This window comes from Vreelandella halophytica, assembly GCF_968193635.1.
Genome location: NZ_OZ309107.1, coordinates 2,997,557 through 3,018,894, shown reverse-complemented (window position 1 = coordinate 3,018,894; position 21,338 = coordinate 2,997,557). Strand labels below are relative to the sequence as shown.

Genomic DNA, 21,338 nt, shown 5'->3' with positions numbered 1-21,338 from the left:
CCTTGATGACATCGACGGTGGAACTTCAACGCGCGACCCGGGCCCTTCGCGAAGGCGGCGTTGTCGCGTGCCCGACCGAGGCGGTGTGGGGGCTTGGCTGCGACCCGGACAACGAGCAAGCACTCACCCACTTGATGCGCATGAAAGAGCGCGACCCCGCCAAGGGCGTCATTTTGGTGGCGGCCAGCATCGAGCAGTTCGGCCCCTGGCTTGCCGGGCTTCCGCTTGCGCTGCACGCCCCGCTTGCAGCGAGCTGGCCCGGCCCCAACACCTGGCTTGTGCCGGACAACGGTCGCAGTCACGCGTTGGTGCGCGGTGCCCACCAAAGCGTGGCGCTGCGCGTTACCAATCACCCTGGCTTGAAAGCGCTGTGCGACGCCTTTGGCGGGCCGCTGGTGTCCACCTCGGCCAACCGTGCGGGCGAGCCACCGGCCATGACCGAACAAGAGGTGCAGACGCTGTTTGGCGCGGAACTTGGCGCCATCCTGCCCGGCGAGCTGGGCGCCGAGGCGCGCCCCAGCACCATTCGCGACCTGGCCTCCGGCAAGGTGCTGCGCTCCTGATATGAGCACCTTTCTGATGGACGCCATGGTAGCGCGGCTGGGCGCGGCGCGGGCCGGCCAGGCGCCGGGGCCTTTTCCCCAGGACGGCCTGGTGCGCAACATCCACGGCGACTTCACGCCGATGATGTGCGGCGGCATCAGCGCGCTTTTACTCCAGATGCTGCACCCGCTGGCGCTGGCCGGCGTGTGGGACCATTCCAACTTTCGCCACGACATGGTGGGCCGGCTGCGGCGTACCAGCGACTTTATCGCCACCACCAGTTTCGGTACGTTCGAGCAGGCCGAAGAGGCAATTGCTCGGGTGCGCCGGGTACATGCCCATGTGCGCGGCCAGGCCGCCGACGGCCGCCCGTACGCCGCCGATGACCCGGACCTGCTCACCTGGGTGCACGTCGCGGAAATGAGCCGCTTCATGGCCGGCCACCTGCTGTACCGCAACCCGAACCTGAGCGCGGCCGACCAGGACCGCTACTTTTTCGAAACCGCCTGCATCGCCGAGGCGCTGGGCGCGCGCGAGGTGCCCGACAGCCGGGAGGCGGTCGCGGCGTATCTCGAAACGAAGCGCGGCGAGCTTGTGTGCGATGAGCGCACCCGGGATGTGATCCAGGTGCTGCTGGCCGCGCCGCCACGGCATCTGATATTGCGCCCGGGCGGGGCGCTTTTTATGCGCGCGGGGATCGACCTTCTGCCCGAATGGGCCGCGCGCCAGCTCGAGCTCGATATGTCGAAGCTCCAGCGCCGGCTCGTTCGCGCCAGCATCAAAGGCGCGATGCCCCTGATCAGCCGCGCGGTAAGAAGCGGCGCCTACCGCCGGGCGCTGACGCGGTTTCAGGGCCGCGCCTGAGCCGTTCGATTGCCCCTTCACCCCTTGCGCCTTACCCCTTACCATAAGCGTCTACCCTTTCAGGCACGGCTTTGGAGATACTGTGGCCCACGAGCACCTTGACGACGTTAAAACGTACCTGATGAACCTGCAGGACCGGCTCTGCGAAGGTCTTGCCCAGGCCGATGGCCGCGGCACGTTCAGAGAAGAGAGCTGGGAGCGTGAAGCCGGCGGCGGCGGGCGCTCGCGAGTGATCGAAAACGGCGCGATTTTCGAAAAGGGCGGGGTCAACTACTCCCACGTGTTTGGTGAAACGCTGCCGCCCTCGGCGACCGCCTCGCGCCCAGAGTTGGCCGGGCGCAGCTTCCACGCGGTGGGGGTGTCCTGGGTGCTGCATCCGGAGAACCCGCACGTGCCCACCAGCCACGGCAACGTGCGCTTTTTCATCGCCGAAAAAGAGGGCGAGGCACCGGTTTGGTGGTTTGGCGGCGGCATCGATCTCACCCCGTACTACCCGGTGTTCGAAGACGTGGTGCACTGGCACCAGGTGGCCAAAAACGCCTGCGCGCCCTTTGGCGACGAGGTTTACCCCCGCTACAAGGCGTGGTGCGACGAGTATTTCTACCTCAAGCATCGCGATGAAACCCGCGGTGTAGGAGGGCTCTTCTTCGATGACCTGAACGCGCCGGATTTCGAGCACGCCTTCGCCTTTCAGCGCGCCGTGGGCGATAGCTTTTTAAAGGCTTACCTGCCGATTATCGAGCGCCGCCGTGACACGCCCTGGGGCGAGCGCGAGCGCGAATTCCAGCTCTATCGGCGCGGGCGCTACGTGGAGTTCAACCTGGTGTGGGACCGGGGGACGCTGTTTGGTTTGCAAAGCGGCGGGCGCACCGAGTCCATCTTGATGTCGATGCCGCCGCTGGCCCGCTGGGAGTATGGCTATACCCCAGGTTCCGGCAGCCCCGAAGCGCACCTGGACGACTACCTGACCCCGCGCGATTGGCTGACCGAGGCCGAAAACCTGGGAGTGAGCCCGTGAGCGATCACTACTGTGTGCTCGGTAACCCGGTCAAACACTCCAAATCGCCGATGATTCATCAGGCCTTCGCCGAGCAAACCGGTCAGGCCCTGCGCTACACCGCCGAGCTTGCCCCCCTCGACGGCTTCACCGCCGCCTGGCAGCAGTTTTGCCACCAGGGTGGGTATGGTGCCAACGTGACCGTGCCGTTCAAACAGGATGCCTTTGCGCTGTGCGATACGCTCAGCCTGCGCGCTCGGCGCGCCGGTGCGGTGAATACCCTGATCAACGGCCAAAACGGCCGCGTCTATGGCGACAACACCGACGGCGTTGGCCTGCTGCGGGATCTAAAAGTCCAAGGGGTGGCGCTGCGCGATGCACGCATTCTGCTGCTGGGCGCCGGTGGCGCGGTGCGCGGCGTGCTCGAGCCGCTGTTGAACGAAGGCCCGCAGGAAATCGTGATCGCCAACCGCACGGCTGACAAGGCCGAAGCGCTGGCTCGGGATTTCGCGGATTTAGGCAAGACAAGCGGGGGCGGGTATCACGCGCTTTTCGGCACGTTCGATCTGGTGATCAACGGTACCAGCGCAAGCCTGGCCGGCGATTTGCCGCCGTTACCGGACGTGCTGTTCAACCCGGGGGGTTACGCCTACGACATGATGTACGGGGCAGAGCCGACGGTATTCATGCAGTGGGCTGATACACGCGGTGCCACCACGGTAGACGGCCTGGGCATGCTGGTCGAGCAGGCCGCAGAGGCATTTTTCCTCTGGCGCAACGTGCGCCCGGATACCGCGTCGGTGCGCGAGATGCTTAGGCAATCGCTTGCCGGCTGAACGCGGCGTGCCTTGGGCACGCCGCGATAGGGGCTACGGGCGCGAGCAGTTCGGCGTGCGGCCCTGGCTTCTGGCCTGCTCATAAGTGGCCATGGCCTGGCCCATGCCGGACTGGAGCCCACTGATACGTTGATCCTGGCTTGGGTGGGTCGACATCCAGGCCGGCGGCGCGCCGCCGCTGGAGGCCGCCTGCATGTTTTCCCAAAGGGTGACGCTTTCCCGCGGGTCGAACCCGGCCTGGGCCATCAGGTCCTGGCCGATGATGTCCGCTTCGCTTTCATGACGGCGGGAGAAGGGCAGCGCGATGCCGTACTCGGCGCCCATGCCCAGCACGCCCATCAGCTGCTGGCCGCCCGCGGACTGCATGCCCGAGGTGCTCGAAATCACTGAAAGGCCTAGCGAGGTCGCGCTCTGGGTCGAGGCGCGCTCGTTGGCGTGGTTGGCCAGCACGTGGCCGATTTCGTGGCCTACCACCGAGGCGAGCTGGTCCTGGCTGGTGGCCAAATCGAGCATGCCGGTATTCACGCCCATGTAGCCGCCGGGCAGCGCGAAGGCGTTGGGCTGCTCCGATTCGAACACGCGCACCTGCCAGTCCAAATTGCGCTGTTCGCTGGGCAGCACATCGACGATGGCGTTAGTGATGCACTGTACGTAGCGAAGGCTTGCCTGATCCCCCATGGGCACATCCTGCTGGTACTGAGCGAAGGCCTGCTGGCCCATCTGATTGAGCTCGGCATCCGAGAGCAGCAGAAGCTGCGAGCGGCCGGTCGGCGAAGTGCTACAGGCCGCAAGTGAAGCGCACAAAGCCGTAACGGCGAAAGGGCGAAGCCAACGCATGAAAGATTCCTTGTGGGTAAATGGTATGAACGGTCCGATGACGGTAGTTTTATCATAACGTATTGGGAGGGCAAATATGGATGACGAATTAACCAGGCGCCTTACACGCCTTTTAGAGCGCGCCGAGCACTGGCTGCCTCCGGCGCCGGCACCGGTGGATTGGTCCACTCAAAGCGCTGCTCTGTGGCAGCGCCATCCGCTGGGTGGGCGGCTGGTGCCGGTACCGCCACGCGATACCACGACGCTGGATGATCTGCTCGGCATCGAGCGGCAAAAAAAGGCGCTCCTCGATAACACCCGGGCGTTTTTGAAGGGCTTGCCCGCCAATCACGCGCTTTTGTGGGGCTCCCGGGGGAGCGGCAAATCGTCGATCGTTCGCGCGCTGATCAATACGCTGGCGGCGGACGGCCTGCGCCTGATCCAGGTCGACCGCTATGACCTGGCAAGCCTGCCGCAGTTGGTCGAGGAGCTTCGTCATACACCGCATCGCTTCGTGGTCTACTGTGACGACCTTTCCTTCGAGGGCAACGACGACGCCTACAAGGCGCTCAAAAGCGTGCTGGATGGCGCGCTAACCGGCCCGCCGGAGAACGTGCTGATCTACGCGACTTCCAACCGCCGCCACCTGCTGCCGGAATCGATGGCGGATAACCAAAGCTCGCAGTTGGTGGGGGAAGAGCTTCACCACGGCGACGCCGTCGAAGAGAAAATCTCGCTTTCGGATCGCTTTGGCTTGTGGCTTGGGTTTCATCCTTTCAACCAGGCGACCTACCTGGACGTCTGCGCTCATTGGGTCGTAAAGCTGGGCGGCGGAGACGCCTGGAACGACGCCGCCCGCGAAGAGGCGGTTCGTTTCGCCACGCAGCGCGGCGGGCGCAGCGGGCGCGCCGCCTGGCAGTTTGCCGCCCACTGGGTCGGGCGCCAGGGGCTTTAACGTACCGGCGTGAGCTGGCCGTCCTGGCCCACGTTGAGGCGAATGGTCGGCGTGAACAGCCCCGATGGCAGGGTCATGCCAAGCCCGCGCAGGTTCCCCGGCGTAATCGCCAGCTCGCTGCCCGCAGGCAGCGAGCCGTGGGAGGCCAACTGCTGCGCCAGGTTGATCATCGGGCGAAGACGCTGCGGGTCGGTGGCCAGCACGTCGAAGGACACCGGCAGGCGCAAATTCGCCCCGTCCCCCGGCGTTAGCGAGACCTCCTCGGCGTAGCGCCCGGAGACGGGATCCGCACCGGGCATATCCAGCGTCCAGTTGAACCCCGACATATTGACCGCCGGCATCCCCGCCGGCAGGCCAAGCCCCAGCGCCATGGTCGCCTGGATCGGCAAGCTACCCGACCCTAGGCTGGACGCGATCAGGCTCGACAAGTTAGTAGTGTCGAACCCCGCGTTCAGATCATAAGGCCCCACCTTCACGTTCTCGACACCCAAGGACGTGACCGCCAAGCGAAAAGCAAAAAGGCTGGTCTGAGGAAGCGCCAGACAGCCGGTGAGTAGGCTTGCCAGGCTTAGAAGCGTTAGCCAGCGCCAACGGCGCGCAAGATGAGCCATGAGTCCCTCCTGTGAAGGGCGAAAGGTGGTAGGGCCAGCAATGAAAAGCCAGGCCATTTGAGGTAGAGCGGTGATGTTTGTCAACTGGTTTATCACATGGCCCATGAGCGGGCGAACGCAACCCGTCCAGTAAGGGCGGCTGACGCCGCCATCGCCGAATGAATTCAGCTCCTACCGTGGGCCTGGGGCAAAAGGGGTGGTAGGAGCAGGCTTCAGCCAGCGATGCAGCGCACAGCGCTGCCGGGGTGGGTGGCCGTGCCGTACCAGCGGGCGCCATCAAGTAAGGGCGGCCGGCGCCGCCATCGCCGAATGAATTCAGCTCCTACGGTGGGCCCGGGAAAAAGGGGTTGTAGGAGCAGGCTTCAGCCAGCGAAGCAGCGCACAGCGCTGCCGGGGTAGGCGGTAGCGCACCAGTAGGCCCCATCCAGTAAGGGCGGCTGGCGCCGCCATCGCCCAATGAATTGGGCTCCTACAATAAAGCCGTGCACCTATCCATTGTAGGAGCAGGCTTCAGCCAGCGATGCAGCGCACAGCGCTGCCGGGGTTAAGTGATGTGGCGCATAAGTGCGATCCATCGAGTAAGGGCGGCTGACGCCGCCATCGCCCAATGAATTGGGCTCCTACAATAAAGCCGTGCACTCATCCATTGTAGGAGCAGGCTTCAGCCAGCGATGCAGCGCTCAGCGCTGCCGGGGTAGGTGGCCGTGGCGTACCCGTGCGATCCATTGAGTAAGGGCGGCTGGCGCCGCCATCGCCCAATGAATTGGGCTCCTACAATAAAGCCGTGTACCCATCTATTGTAGGAGCAGGCTTCAGCCAGCGATGCAGCGCACAGCGCTGCCGGGGTAGGTGGCTATAACGCACCAGTAGGCTCCATCGAGTAAGGGCGGCTGGCGCCGCCATCGCCCAATGAATTGGGCTCCTACAATAAAGTCGTGCACCCATCTCTTGTAGGAGCAGGCTTCAGCCAGCGATGCAGCGCACAGCGCTGCCGGGGTAGGCGGTGGCGCGTCAGTGCGATCCATCGAGTAAGGGCGGCTATCGCCGCCATCGCCCAATGAATTGGGCTCCTACAATAAAGCCGTGCACTCATCCATTGTAGGAGCAGGCTTTAGCCAGCGATGCAGCGCGCAGCGCTGCCGGGGTAGGTGGCTCTGGCACACCAGCGGGCGCCATCGAGTAAGGGCGGCTGACGCCGCCATCGCCCAATGAATTGGGCTCCTACAATAAAGCCGTGCACTCATCCATTGTAGGAGCAGGCTTCAGCCAGCGATGCAGCGCAACGCGCTGCCGGGGTGGGCGGCCACCATAAAAAACGCCCGCTGAATAGCTCAGCAGACGTTTTTAGAGAAGCGTCAGGCTCGCGTTAGCGGCGTTTCTGGCGTGCTTCCTTGGTGCGGTCCAGCTCGCGCTTTTTGGCTTTTTCCTTGTCGCTGGCGCCGGCCATGTGATCATAGGGGTTGTCGCCGGAGCGGAACTCGAAACGCATGGGGGTGCCGCGGACTTTCAACACCTTGCGGAAGGTGTTGGTCAGATAGCGCCGGTAGGCTTCGGGCAAGGAGCTTGTCTGGTTGCCGTGGACCACGATGATCGGCGGGTTGCTGCCGCCCTGGTGGGCCATGCGCAGCTTGATACGCCGGCCGTTGATCATGGGCGGCGGATGCTGGCTGGTGGCATCTTGTAAGAGCGTGGTCAGGCGGTTGGTCGACCAGTGGGCGTTGGCCGCCTCGAACGCGCGCTCGATGGACGGGTAGAGATCGCCCACCGCGGTGCCGTGCAGCGCGGAGATAAAGTGCATCTCGGCGTAGTCGGCAAAGCCCAGGCGGCGCTTGATTTCGGAGCGCATCTTCTCCTTGGCGTCGCTCTCAAGACCGTCCCACTTGTTGACCGCGAGCACCAGCGCCCGGCCGGTGGTCAGCACGTAATCCAGCAGGTGCATGTCCTGCTCGACCAGGCCGCTGCGCGCATCCAGCACCATCACCGCTACGTGGCACTCCTTGATGGCATCCAGCGTTTTAATGATCGAGAACTTCTCGGCGATCTCGCTGACGTTCTTGCGCCGCCTGACCCCTGCGGTATCCACCAGCACGAATGGCTTGCCGCGGCGCTCGAAGGGGATCTCGATGGCATCGCGGGTGGTGCCGGCTTCGTCGAACACCACCACCCGGTCTTCGCCGAGCAGCCGGTTGACCAGGGTGGATTTCCCCACGTTGGGCCGGCCGATCACGCCGATACGAATACCCTTGCTGCCGGTATCCGCCGGAATGCTTTCGTCGCGGGCGGGGAAGGGCTCGAGCACGGTGTCCATCAAAAGCGACACGTTGCGCCCGTGGGCGGCGGCGATCGGCCAGGGATCGCCAAGGCCCAGACCCCAAAAATCCCCCATCGCCGAGTGCTCTTCGAGCCCGTCGGTTTTATTGACCACCAGCCAGGTTTTCTTCTGGTTGACGCGCAGGTGGTTGGCGATCGCCTCGTCGGCGACGTTCAGCCCCGAGCGGCCGTCGACCAGAAACAGCACGATATCGGCTTCGTCGATCGCGGCCAGCGACTGCTCGGCCATGGCCGCGTCGATGCCTTCCTCGTCCCCGCTAATGCCGCCGGTGTCGATGACCGTGTAGGTCTTGTTACCCAGCAGGCCGTTGCCGTATTTACGATCGCGGGTAAGGCCGGGAAAATCGGCCACGAGGGCATCCCGCGAGCGTGTCAGGCGGTTAAACAGCGTCGATTTGCCCACATTGGGCCGACCGACTAGAGCGATGACGGGTGTCATGGAGTGAGTTCCAACGTTTGCAGCCGGCCATTGTTGGCCTGTACATGAATGGTGCTGCCTTCGGTGACCGGGCGCAGGGTGATGCCCGACTTGTGCACCCGGGTACGGCCAACGATGTTGCCTTCGCGGGCATCGATGAGATGCACGTAGCCTTCGAAGTCACCGACGACCAGGCGACCATCGGCGAAGGCGGGGGCGGTCAGCCAGCGATCTTCCAGGTCGTCGTTGCGCCAGATTTCCTGGCCGCTGTTGGCGTCCAGCGCCACGACCTGACTGTCGTCGGTGACGACGAACAGCGTATTGCCGACGAGTACCGGCGTGTGGCGGCTAGAGAGGTTGGTCTCCCAAAGCGTGCCGCCCTGGGTCGCCTCGAGGGCTACGACGCGGCCGTTATAGCTGGTGACGAACAGGCGCCCGTCCTGGCTGAGAACCGGCTGGCCGGAAAGATCCACCAGCCGCTCGACTTCGCTGCGCCCGCGGGGTGTGGCGATCTGCATGTCCCAAAGCGGCTGGCCGCTACGGTTATCAAGCGTAGCCAGGCGGCCGTTGGCCAGGCCCACGAACGTGACCGGGTCGATCACCATCGGTGTGCCGGTACCCCGCAACGTAAGCGCGGGCTGGGAGCTGGTGTAGACCCAGCGCTCCTGGCCGGTTTGGCGATCGAGCGCGGTAATTTGGCCGTCGACGCTTTGCACGACCAGCAGCTGCTGATTGGCCTGGGGCGCGGCGAGTACTTCGCTGGAGACCCGCGAACGCCAGTTGATGCTGCCATCGTTTTGGTCGATCGCGATCACTTCGCCGTTACGCGTAGCAAGATATAGCTGGCCGGCAATGGCGTTCAGCGCACTGGATAACGGCGTGTCGAGCTCGATACGCCATTGGCGTTCGCCGTTATTGGCATTGAACGCCATGACCACGCCCTGGGCGTCGGCGGCGAACACGGTGTTGCCTTCGCGGGTTGGCTCGATGGGGTAGCGAGCGCGCCCCAGGCCGTCGCCGACGCTTTGCCGCCAGACGTTCTCCACGTTCGTGGTTTCGTTGAAGCTGGTGAGCTCCTTCGGCGTGAAAGCGGGTTCGCTCTTGCTGGCGCAGCCGGCAAGCATTACCAGCGCTGCCGCGCCTAGCGTGGCGCGCAGAAGCGCTTTATTGAATAACGGTTTTGAAAGGCTGATCGTCATCAGGAGGTCGCCTCCTCGGCGCCAAGGTCGTCTAGCTTAAACTGAATGCCGTAAAGCGACTGGTTCTGACCATCCAGGGCCAGGGCTTCTTGCCAGGCCGTGCGGGCGTTATCGGTATCGCCTAGGGCGGCATAGGCGTCGCCGCGGGCGTCAAAGCGCTGTGCGGCCAGCGAGTCGGCCATCGGCTCGTCCAGCAGCGACAGCGCCCGGTCCGGGTTACCCTGGGCGATTTCCACCCGGGCCAGACGCAGCTGGGCAAGGCTTTTCACGTAATCCCGCGAGGCGTTGTCCGCCGCGCGCTCGAGCGCTTCCCGGGCGCCGTCCAGGTCGTTCTGCTCGACGGCCAGGCGTGCTTCGATCAAAAGCGCAAGCTCGGCGTAGAGCGTGCCGCCGTGATCATCGTTGATCTCGTCGACCAGGCTACGCGCGGTTTCGAATTGCTCGGTGCTCTGCTCCGGCGCGTTGCTGATGGTCATCAACTGCTGGTAGCGCACCGAGGCCGCCGCTGCCTGGCCTTCCTGGTAGTTCTGCCAGGCGTGCCAACCGAATACCCCGGCCGCAGCGATCACAGCGCCGGCGAGCAGCGAGGTGCCGTTCTCTTTCCACCAGCGCTTGATGACATCAAGCTGTTCTTCTTCGCTTCTCAGCTCCGCCACGGGCGGCCTCCTTGTTCTGGCATAGTGGGTAGGCCGGTTTGGCCCACCGGGCCTTGCGGCCTTTGAATGGTCAAGCGCTTAGCGGGCGATGAGTGCGTCGAGCGTGTCGACCAGCGCGCTCTGCTCGAGGGTTTGCTGCTCGCGCTCTTCGCGCAGGAACTTGAGTGTGACCGTTTGATTGGCCACTTCGTCTTCGCCCAGCAACAGCACCACGCGGGCGGCGCTTTTATCGGCCTTTTTCATGCGGCTTTTGAAACTGCCGCCGCCGCAGTGAAGTTGCAGGCCAAGGCCCGGCAGCTCATTGCGTAGCCGTTCGGCAAGCGTCAGCGCGGCGGTGGTGGCGCTATCGTCCATTGCCAGCAAGTAGACATCGCACCCGCCCAGAGCTTCTGCGGGGACCAAATCGAGGGTTTCCAACAGCAAAATCAGCCGCTCGATACCCATGGCAAACCCCACCGCCGGGGTGGGCTTGCCGCCCAGCTGCTCGACCAGGCCATCGTAGCGCCCGCCGGCACACACGGTGCCCTGGCTTCCCAGCGCCGTGGTGGTCCACTCGAATACCGTGCGCGAGTAGTAGTCCAGCCCGCGCACCAGGCGCGGGTTGACCACGTACTTGATACCCGCGGCTTCCAATAGTGCCGTCAACTGCTCGAAGTGCTCGAGCGACGCTTCGTCCAGGTGATCCATCAACTGCGGCGCGCCGTCGAGCATGTCCGCCATTGCCGGGTTCTTGGAATCCAGAATACGCAGCGGGTTGCTTTCCAGGCGCCGTTTGGAGTCCTCGTCGAGAACGTCCTGGTGCTCGTTGAAGTAGGCGACGAGCTTGTCACGGTAGGCCGCCCGGGCGTCGAGCGAGCCCAGCGAGTTGAGCTCCAGCGTCACGTGCTCGCTTAGGCCCAGTTCCTGCCAAAGGCGCGCCGAGAGTAAAATCACCTCGGCGTCGATATCCGGGCCTTCGAAGCCGTAGGCTTCCACACCGACCTGGTGGAACTGGCGGTAGCGGCCCTTTTGCGGGCGCTCGTGGCGAAACATCGGGCCCTGGTACCAGAGCCGCTGGGTCTGGTTGTAGAGCAGGCCGTGCTCCATGGCGGCGCGCACGCAGCTGGCGGTGCCTTCCGGGCGCAGCGTCAGGCTGTCGCCGTTTCGGTCCTCGAAGGTGTACATCTCTTTTTCGACGATGTCGGTCACTTCACCGATCGAACGGGCGAACAGCGCGGTTTGCTCGACGATCGGCATGCGGATTTCGTCGAAGGCGTAGCGCTGCATCAGGTTGCGCACCTTCGCCTCAAAAAATTGCCAGCGAGGGCTCTCGCTGGGCAATAGATCGTTCATACCACGAATGGCTTGAATCTTTTTAGCACCGGACTTGCTCAATGAAGACTCCTTATAAGCACGGGCAGCCTCTTGCGGGGCTGCCCGTCTTTTACGGCGTTACACGCTACGCGTGATGACGTCGTCTTGTTGCTGCTGTTTGAGGCGAACTTTTTCGCGGATCATCGCTTCCAGGTCGTCGACCAGGTGGTCGTTGCGTAGTTTGCTGGCCGGTTTACCGTCGATATAGACCAGGTTGGCCGGTGAGCCGCCGGTTAGACCGATATCGGTCTCCTTGGCCTCGCCGGGGCCGTTGACCACGCAGCCGATCACCGAGACGTTGAGCGGCGTCATCACGTCTTCCAGGCGCTCTTCGAGCTGGTTCATGGTGTCGATGACGTCGAAGTTCTGGCGCGAGCAGCTGGGGCAGGCGATGAAGTTGATCCCCTTGGCGCGCAGCTTCAAGCTCTTGAGCATGTCGAAACCGACCTTGATTTCCTCGACCGGGTCGGCGGCCAGCGACACGCGAATGGTATCGCCGATGCCATCCATCAACAGCATGCCAAGGCCGATCGACGATTTCACCGTGCCCGAGCGCAGCCCGCCGGCTTCGGTGATGCCCAAGTGCAGGGGCTGTTCGATGCGCGAGGCCAGGTCCCGGTAGGCCGCGACCGCCATGAACACGTCCGAGGCCTTGACGCTGACCTTGAAATCGTGGAAATCGAGCCGGTCGAGGTAGTCGATGTGGCGCATGGCGGATTCCACCAGCGCTTCCGGGGTCGGCTCGCCGTACTTCTTCTGCAGGTCTTTCTCGAGCGAGCCCGCGTTGACGCCGATACGAATCGGAATACCGTTATCCCGGGCGGCGTTGACCACCGCCTTGACGCGATCTTCCCGGCCGATGTTGCCGGGGTTGATGCGCAGGCAGTCCACACCCAGCTCGGCGACGCGCAGGGCGATCTTGTAGTCGAAGTGGATGTCCGCCACCAGCGGCACGTCAACGCGTTGCTTGATGCGGCCAAAGGCTTCGGCGGCGTCCATGTCCGGCACCGAGACCCGCACGATATCGGCGCCGGCTTTTTCCAGCTGCTGGATCTGGCCGACGGTGGCGTCCACGTCCAGGGTGTCGGTATTGGTCATGCTCTGCACCGCAATCGGTGCATCGCCGCCTACCGGAACCTTGCCAACGTGGATCTGGCGGGACACTCGGCGTTTGATTGGAGAAGGGGCGTGCATAAGACGGATCACTCTCCTAGAGTAAATCGGGCAACGTTATTGGCACCGGCGCGCTGGCCAAGATCGACACTCTCGCCCAGGTAGATCAGTTCCACGCCGGTGGCGTTACCGATGGTGAGTCGAAAAGGCGGTTCGCCTTCAACTGTAGCCGTGGTGCCCGGTGTTTGCAGGCCCACGAAAACGCGCTGATTGTTGGCATCGAAAATTTCGGTCCAGGACTGCTCGTTAAAGGTCAGTGCCATCGTCCTGGCGTCTGTCTGGGCCTGCTCTTCGCCGCCTTCCGCTTGCGTGGCGGCAATCGTCTGGGCCGATTCGATCGCGGTCTCGGACGGCTGCACCGGCTCGGGCTCGCTGACCGGCGCTTGCTCGGCGCTTGCTTCGTCTTCGCCGTTCTGGGCATCGCTTGGCTCGGGGGAGGAGACCGGCGTGTCCGGCAGGTCCGCGGCTGCATCGTTTTCCGGCGTGGCGAACTGGCTCTCTTCTTCGGACGAGGGCGTGGCACCCATGCTGGGCGGTTCGCTGCCGCCACGGCTTTGCCACCACATCACCGTCACGCCGATCAGCCCGGCAATCACTAATAGCGTCACCAGCTTAAACAGCCAAGCGCCGGCCCGCGACGGGGGCCGCGAGGTCGTCACTGGCGTTACCTTGCGCTCGGCGTCGGCGGTGCCAAAGCGCGCCTGATACGCTTCCAGCACGACCCGCTCATCCATCCCCAGGTATTTGGCGTAGGAACGCAGGTAGCCGCGCCGGTAGGTGACCACGGGGATCTCATCGTAATGGTCGCGCTCGAGCCCTTCGACCACGGCGGGGCGCAGATTCAGCGCCAGGGCGGCGTCGGTGAGCGGTACGCCAAGCTGTTCACGCTGACTGCTGAGCAGCTCGCCGGGAGAGGCGGTCGAAGCGGTCGAGGTCGTTATATTCTCGTTTAAATGTGTGTCGCTCATGGCTGAGCATCCTTCAATAATTAGGTGATCAGGGCGCTGGGCCGTCCAGTGACCGACGCTGATAATCCGCGGCGGCTTGTTCATCGCCGCGGGCGCGGGCAATCGTGGCGGCCAGTGTTAGCGCCTGTGGGTCGGGGCCGGCCAACTGCAGGTAACTTTGCAGTGGTGCCCAGGCGCGGTCGTAATTGCCCTGAGAAGCTTCCAATTCGGCTAACATTAAATACCCGCGCGGACTTCGCGGGTCGATACTTTGGGCACGCGCGAACCGCTCACGGGCGCGATTGACATCGTTCAACGCCACGTAGCACTGCCCTAAATTGGTAAAAAGCTGGGCGCGGTTGGCGTACTGAGCGTCCTGGGACGCGAGCTCCAACTGCTCGCAGGCCTCGTTGAAACGGGCCTGCTGGTATAAAAACGCTGCGTAGTTATTACGCGCGCGGGTAAAAGAGGGCGCCGCCTCGACGGCCTTTAGGAAATAGCGCTGGGCCAACGCGTTCTCACCCTGTTGCTGATAGACCAGCGCCATGCCTTGAAGTGCCTCGGCATTTTGCGGGTCGGCTTCGAGGGCGCGGTCGAGGGCGTTAAGCGCGCGGGGAAGATTACCGCGCTCGAGGTAGGCAATGCCGAGTTCGCTGTAGGCGCTGGCAGCGTCCTGACCGGTGCGCTGCGAGGAAGGCGTGCTGGTCGTTGCGCACCCGGCGAGCATCAGGCTACCCAGCAGCACGGGCAGTATCGATACTCTAAAGGGGGTCGCGCGCCTACCGTCAATCATGTACGCCCTCGTGGGTGAATGTTAAACCGCTACCTGCCCGACGCCGGTCCGTCTCAGGTGACGGGCTTTATCAAACGTCGATGTTAACCAACCGCCGATGTTTATCAAACGCCGATGTTTATCAGACCATTATGCCAGGTCGAAACAGGGTCCATCAAAGCGCTGTGCCGGATGGAAGTCAAGGCGCGTTAGTCGGCGTCGAGCTGTACCGACTGAATATGGCGCGCACTACGCTTGGTGCGGTCCTTCACACGCCCCACGAGCTGCCCGCAGGCGGCGTCGATATCGTCGCCACGCGTCATGCGTACGGTGGCGTTGTAACCCAGGTCGTAAAGCCACTGCTGAAAGCGCATGACCTGATTGCGCGAGGGCTTCTCGTAACCGGAGTTGGGAAACGGGTTGAACGGAATCAAATTGATCTTGCAGGCAAGTTCCTTGAGCAGATCGGCGAGCTGCTCGGCGTGCTCCTGCTGGTCGTTAACATCCTTGATCAGGGTGTATTCGATCGTCACCTGCCGGTTTTCCGGGCACTTGGCCAGGTAGCGGTGGCAGGCATCCAAAAGCGCGCGGATGTTGTACTTGCGGTTGATCGGCACTAACTCGTTGCGCAGCTCGTCATTGGCGGCGTGCAGCGAGATCGCCAGGCTCACGTCGATCTCGTCGCCGAGCTTGTCGAGCATGGGGACTACGCCGGAGGTGGAGAGCGTCACCCGGCGCTTGGAGAGGCCGTAACCGCTGTCGTCGAGCATCAGCTTCATGGCTGGCACGACGTTGTCGAAATTCAGAAGCGGCTCACCCATACCCATCATGACCACGTTGGTCACCGGGCGGTTGGCCGTGTCGCGGCGCGGGCCGACGCTGCGTTGCGCGACCCACACCTGGCCGATGATCTCGGCGGCGGTCAGGTTACGCTGAAAGCCCTGCTTACCCGTGGAGCAGAAACTGCAGTCCAGCGAGCACCCCACTTGGGAGGAGACGCAGAGCGTACGGCGCTTGCCGTTTTCCGCCGGGATCAGCACCGTTTCCACGTAGCTGCCATCTTCCACCTCGAGCACCCACTTGCGAGTGCCATCCGTCGAGGTGCCTTCGTACACCACCGCCGGCCCACGAACTTCCGCCACCTGGGCGAGCTTTTCGCGCAGTGCTTTGGAAAGGTTGGTCATCGCGGCAAAATCGTCGACGCCCTCCTGGTGAATCCACTTCATCATCTGGGCGGCGCGGAATTTTTTCTCGCCAATCGAGAGAAAGAACGCTTCCATCTGCGCGCGGGAAAGCCCCAGCAGATTTTGCAGCGCCGGTGCAGCGGATGCATCAGAGGAGGACTTGGAGGCGACGGTCGCATCCGGCGTATGTTGGGCTACGGTGGTGGTCATGGCTCAGCGCTTGGAAAGGGCGGGGGCGAACCCCCGCAAAAATGGCCAGCAACGCGTGTGAAACGCCAGCGCGGGATTAGCGCGGGCAGATTTCGTCGTTGCCGAAGAAGTAAGAGATTTCGCGCTCGGCGCTTTCAGCGGAGTCGGAACCGTGAACGGCGTTGGCGTCGATGGTTTCAGCGAAGTCGGCGCGGATAGTGCCCGCTTCGGCTTCTTTCGGGTTGGTCGCACCCATCAGGTCGCGGTTTTTGGCAACGGCGCCTTCGCCTTCCAGTACCTGAACGACGACCGGGCCAGAAGTCATGAAGCCGACCAGATCTTTAAAGAAGGGGCGCTCTTTGTGCTCGGCGTAGAAACCGCCCGCTTTCTCTTCGGAAAGATGGACCATCTTGGCGGCAACGACGCGCAGACCGGCGCTTTCAAAACGCGCGATGATGTCGCCAATCGCGTTTTTTGCAACGGCATCGGGCTTGATGATGGAAAGAGTGCGTTCGGTCGCCATGGTGTAGCTCCTTAGAGGGTATATAACAGAAAGTGCCGCTTCATCATGAAGCGGCGCAAAAATCTCGTGGCAGACGCCAAGCGCCAGGCCAAGTGGGCGCGATTATAGCGCCTCCCAGCGGGGATGAATACCGGTTCGGCTAAACGGTGAAACTCTCGCCGCAGCCGCACTCATCCTTGACGTTGGGGTTGTTGAAGCGAAAGTAGCGGTTGAGGCCTTCGCTGACGTAATCGACTTCGCTGCCGTCGAGCATTTCCAGTGCCTGTGGGTCGACATAGACGCTGGCGCCATGCTCTTCAAAGCGTACTTCGTCGTCTTTCGCTTCGTCGGCGAAGTCCAGCACGTAGCTATAGCCCGAGCAGCCGCTTGGTTTGACGGCGACGCGAAGCCCCAGGCCCTGACCGCGCTCATCGAGCACGTGGCGGATCTGTTTAGCGGCGTCCTGGGTAATCGTTAGTGTTGCCATTGGCATGCTCCTTGAACGTTTCGGCCTTAGCGCGGCGGTGTGCGTAAACCGCTCACCGCATGGTGGATCAGGCCAAGCGCATGATCGATCTCGTGTTCGGTCGTAAAGCGCCCAAAACTAAAGCGCAGCGATGAGTGGGCGAGCTCTCGCGGGATACCGGTGCCCAGTAATACATAAGAGGGTTCGACGCTTGCAGAGTTACAGGCCGAGCCGGTGGATATCGCCAGATCGCGCAGCGCCATCAAAAGCGGCTCGCCCTCCACGCCTTCGAACGCCACGTTGACGATGTTAGGCACGGCGTGCTCGCTTGCCGCGTTGACGTGCACGCCGCCCAGCCCTTCAAGTCCTTTCAAAAACCGTGCGTTCAGGCGCGCGATGTTGACCTGGTCGGCCTCGCCGACCTCGCGCATCAATGCAAACGCCTCGCCCATACCGGCAATCTGATGGGTGGGCAGCGTGCCCGAGCGCATACCACGCTCGTGGCCACCACCGTGGATAAGCGCTTCGACACGAATATCCGGATGGCGTTTCACGTAAAGCGCGCCTATTCCTTTCGGCCCATACGTTTTATGCGCGGAAAGCGACATCAGGTCGACTTCCTGGGCGGCGGCGTCGAGCGTAATACGCCCCACCGCCTGGGCGGCATCGGTGTGAAACGCCGCGCCGAATTCGTGGGCCGTTTTGGCGAGTGCGGCGATGTCGTTGACCGCGCCCAGTTCGTTGTTCACCGCCATTAGCGAGACCAGGACAGTGTCGTCGCGAAGCGCCGCCTTGAGCTGTTCTGGCGTGGTGCGGCCATCGCTTCCCGGGGTGATCCAGGTGACCTCGAAGCCCTCGAGCTCCAGGGCCTTGGCGGTATCGATCACCGCCTTGTGCTCGATGGTCGAGGTCACCAGGTGCATGCCGCGCTCGCGGTTGGCGCGCATGAAACCGGTCAGCGCCAGGTTGTCGGCTTCCGTTGCGCCGCTGGTCCAGACGATTTCCCTGGGGTCTGCGCCAATCGTGTCCGCTACCTGGCGGCGCGCCTGCTCGACGGCCTGCTCGGCCTGCCAGCCCAGCATATGGCTGCGCGAGGCCGGGTTGGCGAAGAGCTGATCCACCGTCAAGTAGCGCTGCATGACAGCGGCCACGCGTTCATCCACCGGTGTGGTGGCGGCGTAGTCCAGATAAACGGGAAGCGGGGGGGCGGAAGTCGTCGTCATGGGTTCCAGCGGCGTTTTAAATCATTGGGAAGAGGCGAGGATGCTCGCATCGACGCGGTGGCGCTGACGGGTCGCCGTTTGCAAGACGTCCGGGCGCTTGGCGAGCTGACCCAGGGTGACGTCATCAAGAAACTGGCGAATCTGACCGGAGAGCTCGCACCATAAGTAGTGGGTCAGGCAGATATCGCCCTGCTGGCAATCCGACATGCCCTGACAGCGCGTGGCATCGACGCTTTCGTTCACCGCGTCGATCACCTGAGCGACGCTGATATCGTCGAGTTCGCGGACCAGCAGATAGCCGCCGCCGGGGCCGCGCACGCTTTTGACCAGCCCCGCCCGGCGCAGCCGTGCAAAAAGCTGCTCCAGGTACGAAAGCGAAATCTCCTGACGCTTTGAAATATCGTTCAGACACGTGGGGCCTTGCTCGGCGTGAAGCGCCAAATCGAGCATCGCCGTCACGGCGTAACGGCCTTTGGTGGTCAAACGCATAGGAAATCCCGGTGCCAACCTTGGGCGCACTGACAAAAATAGAGGACCATTATGGGAAATCCCGAGTACTTTGGTCAACTATTATGGTCAGCGACTTTCCGGTCGCCTATCGGGTGGGGGGCCAGGCTAGCGCCGGGTATCGTCCGTCTTTGATGCGGGCGTCGGCGTCGTGGGTTCGGGCTCGAGGCCTTCGCAGCCGGTTTCGTGTTCGTCCAGCACGCCGGCAAAGTCCTCGTCGTTGAGCTCGGGCAGGCGGCCTTCGCGGTAGCTGGCGTCGAGCTTGCCAAGGGTTGCGCACATGCGCTCCATGCGTCCGTCGACGGCGTGCATGTGATCGAGTATCGCCTGTATGGAGCGCGCCACCGGGTCGGGCATATCCTGGCTCACGCCGTAGGCGTCGAAGCCGAATTTCTGGCACATGGCCTCGCGCCGGGCCGGGTCGACCTCGGGCGCGGCTTCCACGTCCGGGTCCGGGCGCTGAACGACCTTGCCGGGAATCCCCACGACGGTCGCCCCGGCGGGTACTTCCTTGGTGACCACCGCATTGGAGCCCACCTTCGCCCCGGCGCCTACGGTGAACGGCCCCAAAATCTTTGCCCCGGCACCGACGATGACGCCGTCGCCTAGTGTCGGGTGGCGTTTGCCTTTATTCCAGCTGGTGCCGCCCAGGGTCACGCCCTGGTAGAGGGTCACGTTGTCGCCGACCAGCGCGGTTTCACCGATCACCACGCCCATGCCGTGGTCGATGAAAAAGCGCCGCCCGATGGTCGCCCCCGGGTGGATCTCGATGCCGGTCAGGGCGCGGGCGAAGGTCGAAATCGTGCGCGCCAGCCACTTGAGGTTTTTCTTCCAGAGCCAGTGAGCGCCGCGGTGAAGCAGCAGCGCGTGAAGGCCCGGGTAGTTGGTGAGTACCTCGAGGAAGTTGCGCGCCGCCGGGTCGCGGTCGAACACGCTATTAATATCTTCACGCAAACGTTCAAACATGGGGGGTCCTTCGTTCAGGCAACAGCGCATTTTCGTTAGGCCAGGGCGCCGGGCGCACGACAGAGTCGCGCCCCGGGCCGCGGCCTTTGAGTTCGTGGCGTCAGTTTAGCGCGGCTTTTCGCCCGCCGCTTTTTCCGTGGCGGTGAGCACGCCGCGCAGAATGTTCATCTCGAATTTTTCGACCCGCGCGCGCAGGTAAAGCCGCCTTAACCTGGCCATGAGCTGACGGGGCTTTTCCGGGTCGTGAAAGTCGATGGTGATCAGCGTGCGTTCCAGGTGCTCGAAGTAGCGCTCGAGCTCTTCATGGGTGGCAAGCGTATCGTCGCTTTCGACTGGCGAAGCCTCTTGGCCCGCAAGCCAGGCCACGCGGCATTCGTAGCTAATCACCTGCACGGCCGCGGCCAAATTCAGCGAGCTGAAGTCCGCGTTGGTGGGGATATGCACGTGGGCGTGGCAGCGCTGAAGCTCTGAGTTGGTCAGGCCGCTGTCCTCGCGGCCGAATACCAGCGCTACCTGGGCGTTATCCGCCCGGCACTCGGTGGAAAGCGTATCGCCCAGCTCGCGCGGCGAGAGCATCGGCCAGGGGAGGGTGCGCGAACGGGCGCTAGCGCCGACGGCCAACGTGCAGTCCGCGACCGCCTCTTCGAGGGTGCCCACCACCTGGGCGCTGTGCAGCAGATGGTCCGCCCCCGAGGCGCGGGAGATACTGTCCTGGGTGATGACCTCGCAGCGCGGTGCGACCAGGCGGAGGTCCGCGAGTCCCATATTGTGCATGGCGCGGGCAACGGCGCCGATATTGCCGGGGTGACTGGTGCCGATAAGAACGATGCGGATGCGCTCAAGCATGAAAAGGCTCGGTAGTGACGTTAAGCGCGCAGTTTATCATGAGTCGATAGCAAGCCCGAGGGGGCTCTGTTAGAATTGCGCGCCAAAGGCACGTTCACCCTTTCTGTGCCGCCGTTCTTTAACATCACTGTGCAAGGTTTGATCATGAATCCGATGGTCCAGTTTACGCTGCGCGCTGCGCGTAGCGCCGTTGAACAATTTTTACGCGTTCGCGAGCGTATCGAAAACGCTCATGAGGAGTCCAACCTCGAGCGGCTTTTAGAAGACACCGCGCGCAAGGCGGAAGCCACCGTGGTGCACCAGCTCCAGCGCGGCTACCCGCAGCACGGCGTAAGCGGCCGCTATACCCCGCACAAGGCGGGCGAAGGCGACGGCGCCGACATCGTCTGGAACATCGAACCGCTTCACGGCTACTCCAACTTGTCCGTGGCGGGTAAAGGCTTTGCACTTTCCGTGGTGTGTCTTAAAAAAGGCCGCCCGGAACACGCGGTGGTGATTTCCCCCTTCGGCGATGACGAGTACATCGCCAGCCGCGGCAGCGGCGCCCAGCACAACGACAAGCGTATGCGCGTCAGCAAATCGACCGCGCTTCCCGGTACCCGCATGGCGATGAGCCTGCCGCCTTCCTGGCTGCGCGATACCCACCTTCCCGCTTATTTGAGCGTGGCCCAGCACGTGGCCCCGCAAACCGACACGCTGATTGCCACCGGCAGCGGCCTGCTGGATATCTGCGAGCTTGCCTGCGGTCGTGTGGATAGTCTCTTCGTGCTCGGTCTCGAAGAGCAGGACCTGCACGTCGGCTCGTTGCTGCTAAAAGAAGCCGGTGCCTTGACCGGTACGCTGCAAGGCCAGCCCTCGATCAAGCCCGAAGGCCAGCTGATGGCCGCCGGCCCGCGCCTCTACAAGGCGTTGATCAAGCAGCTGGCGCCGCACGTTTGATGTTTGTGAGTTGTGAATCGTAAGTTGTGAATCGTGAATCGTGAA

General features: G+C 63.2%; 22 protein-coding genes. 6 read left to right on the top strand and 16 right to left on the bottom strand.

Annotation, left to right across the window (positions count from 1 at the left end):
• Nucleotides 1-5: 5 nt before the first annotated feature.
• The 4 genes from ACWHXT_RS13910 to aroE all read left to right on the top strand — a co-directional run bounded on the left by ACWHXT_RS13910 (nucleotide 6) and on the right by aroE (nucleotide 3,240).
• On the top strand, nucleotides 6-563 hold the full coding sequence (locus ACWHXT_RS13910; protein ID WP_447956275.1) for an L-threonylcarbamoyladenylate synthase: 558 nt from the start codon (nucleotides 6-8) through the stop codon (nucleotides 561-563).
• Nucleotide 564: 1 nt separating this feature from the next.
• On the top strand, nucleotides 565-1,407 hold the full coding sequence (locus ACWHXT_RS13905) for an oxygenase MpaB family protein (RefSeq protein ID WP_447956274.1): 843 nt from the start codon (nucleotides 565-567) through the stop codon (nucleotides 1,405-1,407).
• Nucleotides 1,408-1,489: 82 nt separating this feature from the next.
• Entirely contained in the window at nucleotides 1,490-2,425 is a 936-nt protein-coding gene (gene hemF, locus ACWHXT_RS13900; protein ID WP_447956273.1) for an oxygen-dependent coproporphyrinogen oxidase, read from the top strand.
• Nucleotides 2,422-3,240: a shikimate dehydrogenase gene (gene aroE / locus ACWHXT_RS13895; RefSeq protein WP_447956272.1), complete on the top strand. Its 819-nt coding sequence runs from the start codon at nucleotides 2,422-2,424 to the stop codon at nucleotides 3,238-3,240. The genes hemF and aroE overlap by 4 nt, the downstream gene beginning before the upstream one ends.
• A gap of 33 nt (nucleotides 3,241-3,273) precedes the next feature.
• On the opposite strand, the gene ACWHXT_RS13890 is transcribed toward aroE, so the two are convergent.
• Nucleotides 3,274-4,077, bottom strand: a complete 804-nt coding sequence (locus ACWHXT_RS13890) for a M48 family metallopeptidase (RefSeq protein WP_447956271.1) — start codon at nucleotides 4,075-4,077, stop codon at nucleotides 3,274-3,276.
• A gap of 76 nt (nucleotides 4,078-4,153) precedes the next feature.
• On the opposite strand from ACWHXT_RS13890, the gene ACWHXT_RS13885 reads away from it, so the two are divergent.
• Nucleotides 4,154-5,011, top strand: a complete 858-nt coding sequence (locus tag ACWHXT_RS13885) for an ATP-binding protein (RefSeq protein WP_447956270.1) — start codon at nucleotides 4,154-4,156, stop codon at nucleotides 5,009-5,011.
• On the opposite strand, the gene ACWHXT_RS13880 is transcribed toward ACWHXT_RS13885, so the two are convergent.
• From ACWHXT_RS13880 to trmJ, 15 genes are all read right to left on the bottom strand, one after another.
• Nucleotides 5,008-5,622: a hypothetical protein gene (locus ACWHXT_RS13880; RefSeq protein ID WP_447894131.1), complete on the bottom strand. Its 615-nt coding sequence runs from the start codon at nucleotides 5,620-5,622 to the stop codon at nucleotides 5,008-5,010. The genes ACWHXT_RS13885 and ACWHXT_RS13880 overlap by 4 nt on opposite strands.
• Before the next feature lie 1,366 nt (nucleotides 5,623-6,988).
• A complete protein-coding gene (der, locus tag ACWHXT_RS13875; protein ID WP_447926838.1) occupies nucleotides 6,989-8,392 on the bottom strand; it encodes a ribosome biogenesis GTPase Der in 1,404 nt (467 codons plus the stop codon).
• The gene (gene bamB / locus ACWHXT_RS13870; RefSeq protein WP_447956269.1) at nucleotides 8,389-9,570 is read right to left on the bottom strand and encodes an outer membrane protein assembly factor BamB; all 1,182 of its coding nucleotides are present in this window, start codon (nucleotides 9,568-9,570) and stop codon (nucleotides 8,389-8,391) included. Before bamB ends, der begins: the two co-directional genes overlap by 4 nt.
• Nucleotides 9,570-10,226: a YfgM family protein gene (locus ACWHXT_RS13865; protein ID WP_447956268.1), complete on the bottom strand. Its 657-nt coding sequence runs from the start codon at nucleotides 10,224-10,226 to the stop codon at nucleotides 9,570-9,572. The genes bamB and ACWHXT_RS13865 overlap by 1 nt, the downstream gene beginning before the upstream one ends.
• 78 nt (nucleotides 10,227-10,304) lie before the next feature.
• A complete protein-coding gene (hisS, locus tag ACWHXT_RS13860; protein ID WP_447956267.1) occupies nucleotides 10,305-11,600 on the bottom strand; it encodes a histidine--tRNA ligase in 1,296 nt (431 codons plus the stop codon).
• Nucleotides 11,601-11,657: 57 nt separating this feature from the next.
• Nucleotides 11,658-12,773: a flavodoxin-dependent (E)-4-hydroxy-3-methylbut-2-enyl-diphosphate synthase gene (gene ispG / locus ACWHXT_RS13855; protein ID WP_447926834.1), complete on the bottom strand. Its 1,116-nt coding sequence runs from the start codon at nucleotides 12,771-12,773 to the stop codon at nucleotides 11,658-11,660.
• A gap of 8 nt (nucleotides 12,774-12,781) precedes the next feature.
• Nucleotides 12,782-13,720 carry a RodZ domain-containing protein gene (locus ACWHXT_RS13850; RefSeq protein ID WP_447956266.1) on the bottom strand — a complete coding sequence of 313 codons (939 nt, stop codon included), beginning with the start codon at nucleotides 13,718-13,720 and terminating at the stop codon, nucleotides 12,782-12,784.
• Nucleotides 13,721-13,748: 28 nt separating this feature from the next.
• A complete protein-coding gene (pilW, locus tag ACWHXT_RS13845; RefSeq protein WP_447926832.1) occupies nucleotides 13,749-14,492 on the bottom strand; it encodes a type IV pilus biogenesis/stability protein PilW in 744 nt (247 codons plus the stop codon).
• 188 nt (nucleotides 14,493-14,680) lie between these two features.
• Nucleotides 14,681-15,865, bottom strand: coding sequence for a 23S rRNA (adenine(2503)-C(2))-methyltransferase RlmN (gene rlmN, locus ACWHXT_RS13840; RefSeq protein ID WP_447956265.1), 1,185 nt, complete (start codon nucleotides 15,863-15,865; stop codon nucleotides 14,681-14,683).
• A gap of 76 nt (nucleotides 15,866-15,941) precedes the next feature.
• Complete coding sequence (gene ndk / locus ACWHXT_RS13835; protein ID WP_447956264.1) at nucleotides 15,942-16,367, bottom strand: nucleoside-diphosphate kinase; 426 nt, start codon at nucleotides 16,365-16,367, stop codon at nucleotides 15,942-15,944.
• A 139-nt stretch (nucleotides 16,368-16,506) separates the two neighbouring features.
• The gene (locus tag ACWHXT_RS13830) at nucleotides 16,507-16,833 is read right to left on the bottom strand and encodes a HesB/IscA family protein (RefSeq protein ID WP_447529721.1); all 327 of its coding nucleotides are present in this window, start codon (nucleotides 16,831-16,833) and stop codon (nucleotides 16,507-16,509) included.
• Between the two features lie 26 nt (nucleotides 16,834-16,859).
• Nucleotides 16,860-18,035, bottom strand: a complete 1,176-nt coding sequence (locus ACWHXT_RS13825) for an aminotransferase class V-fold PLP-dependent enzyme (RefSeq protein WP_447956263.1) — start codon at nucleotides 18,033-18,035, stop codon at nucleotides 16,860-16,862.
• A 21-nt stretch (nucleotides 18,036-18,056) separates the two neighbouring features.
• Nucleotides 18,057-18,524, bottom strand: a complete 468-nt coding sequence (iscR, locus tag ACWHXT_RS13820; RefSeq protein WP_447529719.1) for a Fe-S cluster assembly transcriptional regulator IscR — start codon at nucleotides 18,522-18,524, stop codon at nucleotides 18,057-18,059.
• Nucleotides 18,525-18,650: 126 nt separating this feature from the next.
• Nucleotides 18,651-19,538, bottom strand: coding sequence for a serine O-acetyltransferase (cysE, locus tag ACWHXT_RS13815; protein ID WP_447956262.1), 888 nt, complete (start codon nucleotides 19,536-19,538; stop codon nucleotides 18,651-18,653).
• A 75-nt stretch (nucleotides 19,539-19,613) separates the two neighbouring features.
• Nucleotides 19,614-20,354: a tRNA (cytosine(32)/uridine(32)-2'-O)-methyltransferase TrmJ gene (gene trmJ / locus ACWHXT_RS13810; protein ID WP_447956261.1), complete on the bottom strand. Its 741-nt coding sequence runs from the start codon at nucleotides 20,352-20,354 to the stop codon at nucleotides 19,614-19,616.
• A gap of 144 nt (nucleotides 20,355-20,498) precedes the next feature.
• Here trmJ and ACWHXT_RS13805 point away from each other — a divergent pair, with 144 nt between their 5' ends.
• The gene (locus tag ACWHXT_RS13805; protein WP_447894124.1) at nucleotides 20,499-21,293 is read left to right on the top strand and encodes an inositol monophosphatase family protein; all 795 of its coding nucleotides are present in this window, start codon (nucleotides 20,499-20,501) and stop codon (nucleotides 21,291-21,293) included.
• The last annotated feature ends 45 nt before the right edge of the window (nucleotides 21,294-21,338 follow it).

What these genes read in the sequence shown, in the direction of transcription:
- ACWHXT_RS13910 (WP_447956275.1), top strand. Translation starts at nt 6, where the DNA reads ATGACATCGACGGTGGAACTTCAACGCGCGACCCGGGCCCTTCGCGAA.
- ACWHXT_RS13905 (WP_447956274.1), top strand. Translation starts at nt 565, where the DNA reads ATGAGCACCTTTCTGATGGACGCCATGGTAGCGCGGCTGGGCGCGGCG.
- ACWHXT_RS13890 (WP_447956271.1), bottom strand. Translation starts at nt 4,077, where the DNA reads ATGCGTTGGCTTCGCCCTTTCGCCGTTACGGCTTTGTGCGCTTCACTT.
- ACWHXT_RS13885 (WP_447956270.1), top strand. Translation starts at nt 4,154, where the DNA reads ATGGATGACGAATTAACCAGGCGCCTTACACGCCTTTTAGAGCGCGCC.
- ACWHXT_RS13880 (WP_447894131.1), bottom strand. Translation starts at nt 5,622, where the DNA reads ATGGCTCATCTTGCGCGCCGTTGGCGCTGGCTAACGCTTCTAAGCCTG.
- der (WP_447926838.1), bottom strand. Translation starts at nt 8,392, where the DNA reads ATGACACCCGTCATCGCTCTAGTCGGTCGGCCCAATGTGGGCAAATCG.
- bamB (WP_447956269.1), bottom strand. Translation starts at nt 9,570, where the DNA reads ATGACGATCAGCCTTTCAAAACCGTTATTCAATAAAGCGCTTCTGCGC.
- ispG (WP_447926834.1), bottom strand. Translation starts at nt 12,773, where the DNA reads ATGCACGCCCCTTCTCCAATCAAACGCCGAGTGTCCCGCCAGATCCAC.
- ACWHXT_RS13850 (WP_447956266.1), bottom strand. Translation starts at nt 13,720, where the DNA reads ATGAGCGACACACATTTAAACGAGAATATAACGACCTCGACCGCTTCG.
- pilW (WP_447926832.1), bottom strand. Translation starts at nt 14,492, where the DNA reads ATGATTGACGGTAGGCGCGCGACCCCCTTTAGAGTATCGATACTGCCC.
- rlmN (WP_447956265.1), bottom strand. Translation starts at nt 15,865, where the DNA reads ATGACCACCACCGTAGCCCAACATACGCCGGATGCGACCGTCGCCTCC.
- ndk (WP_447956264.1), bottom strand. Translation starts at nt 16,367, where the DNA reads ATGGCGACCGAACGCACTCTTTCCATCATCAAGCCCGATGCCGTTGCA.
- ACWHXT_RS13830 (WP_447529721.1), bottom strand. Translation starts at nt 16,833, where the DNA reads ATGGCAACACTAACGATTACCCAGGACGCCGCTAAACAGATCCGCCAC.
- ACWHXT_RS13825 (WP_447956263.1), bottom strand. Translation starts at nt 18,035, where the DNA reads ATGACGACGACTTCCGCCCCCCCGCTTCCCGTTTATCTGGACTACGCC.
- iscR (WP_447529719.1), bottom strand. Translation starts at nt 18,524, where the DNA reads ATGCGTTTGACCACCAAAGGCCGTTACGCCGTGACGGCGATGCTCGAT.
- cysE (WP_447956262.1), bottom strand. Translation starts at nt 19,538, where the DNA reads ATGCGCTGTTGCCTGAACGAAGGACCCCCCATGTTTGAACGTTTGCGT.
- trmJ (WP_447956261.1), bottom strand. Translation starts at nt 20,354, where the DNA reads ATGCTTGAGCGCATCCGCATCGTTCTTATCGGCACCAGTCACCCCGGC.
- ACWHXT_RS13805 (WP_447894124.1), top strand. Translation starts at nt 20,499, where the DNA reads ATGAATCCGATGGTCCAGTTTACGCTGCGCGCTGCGCGTAGCGCCGTT.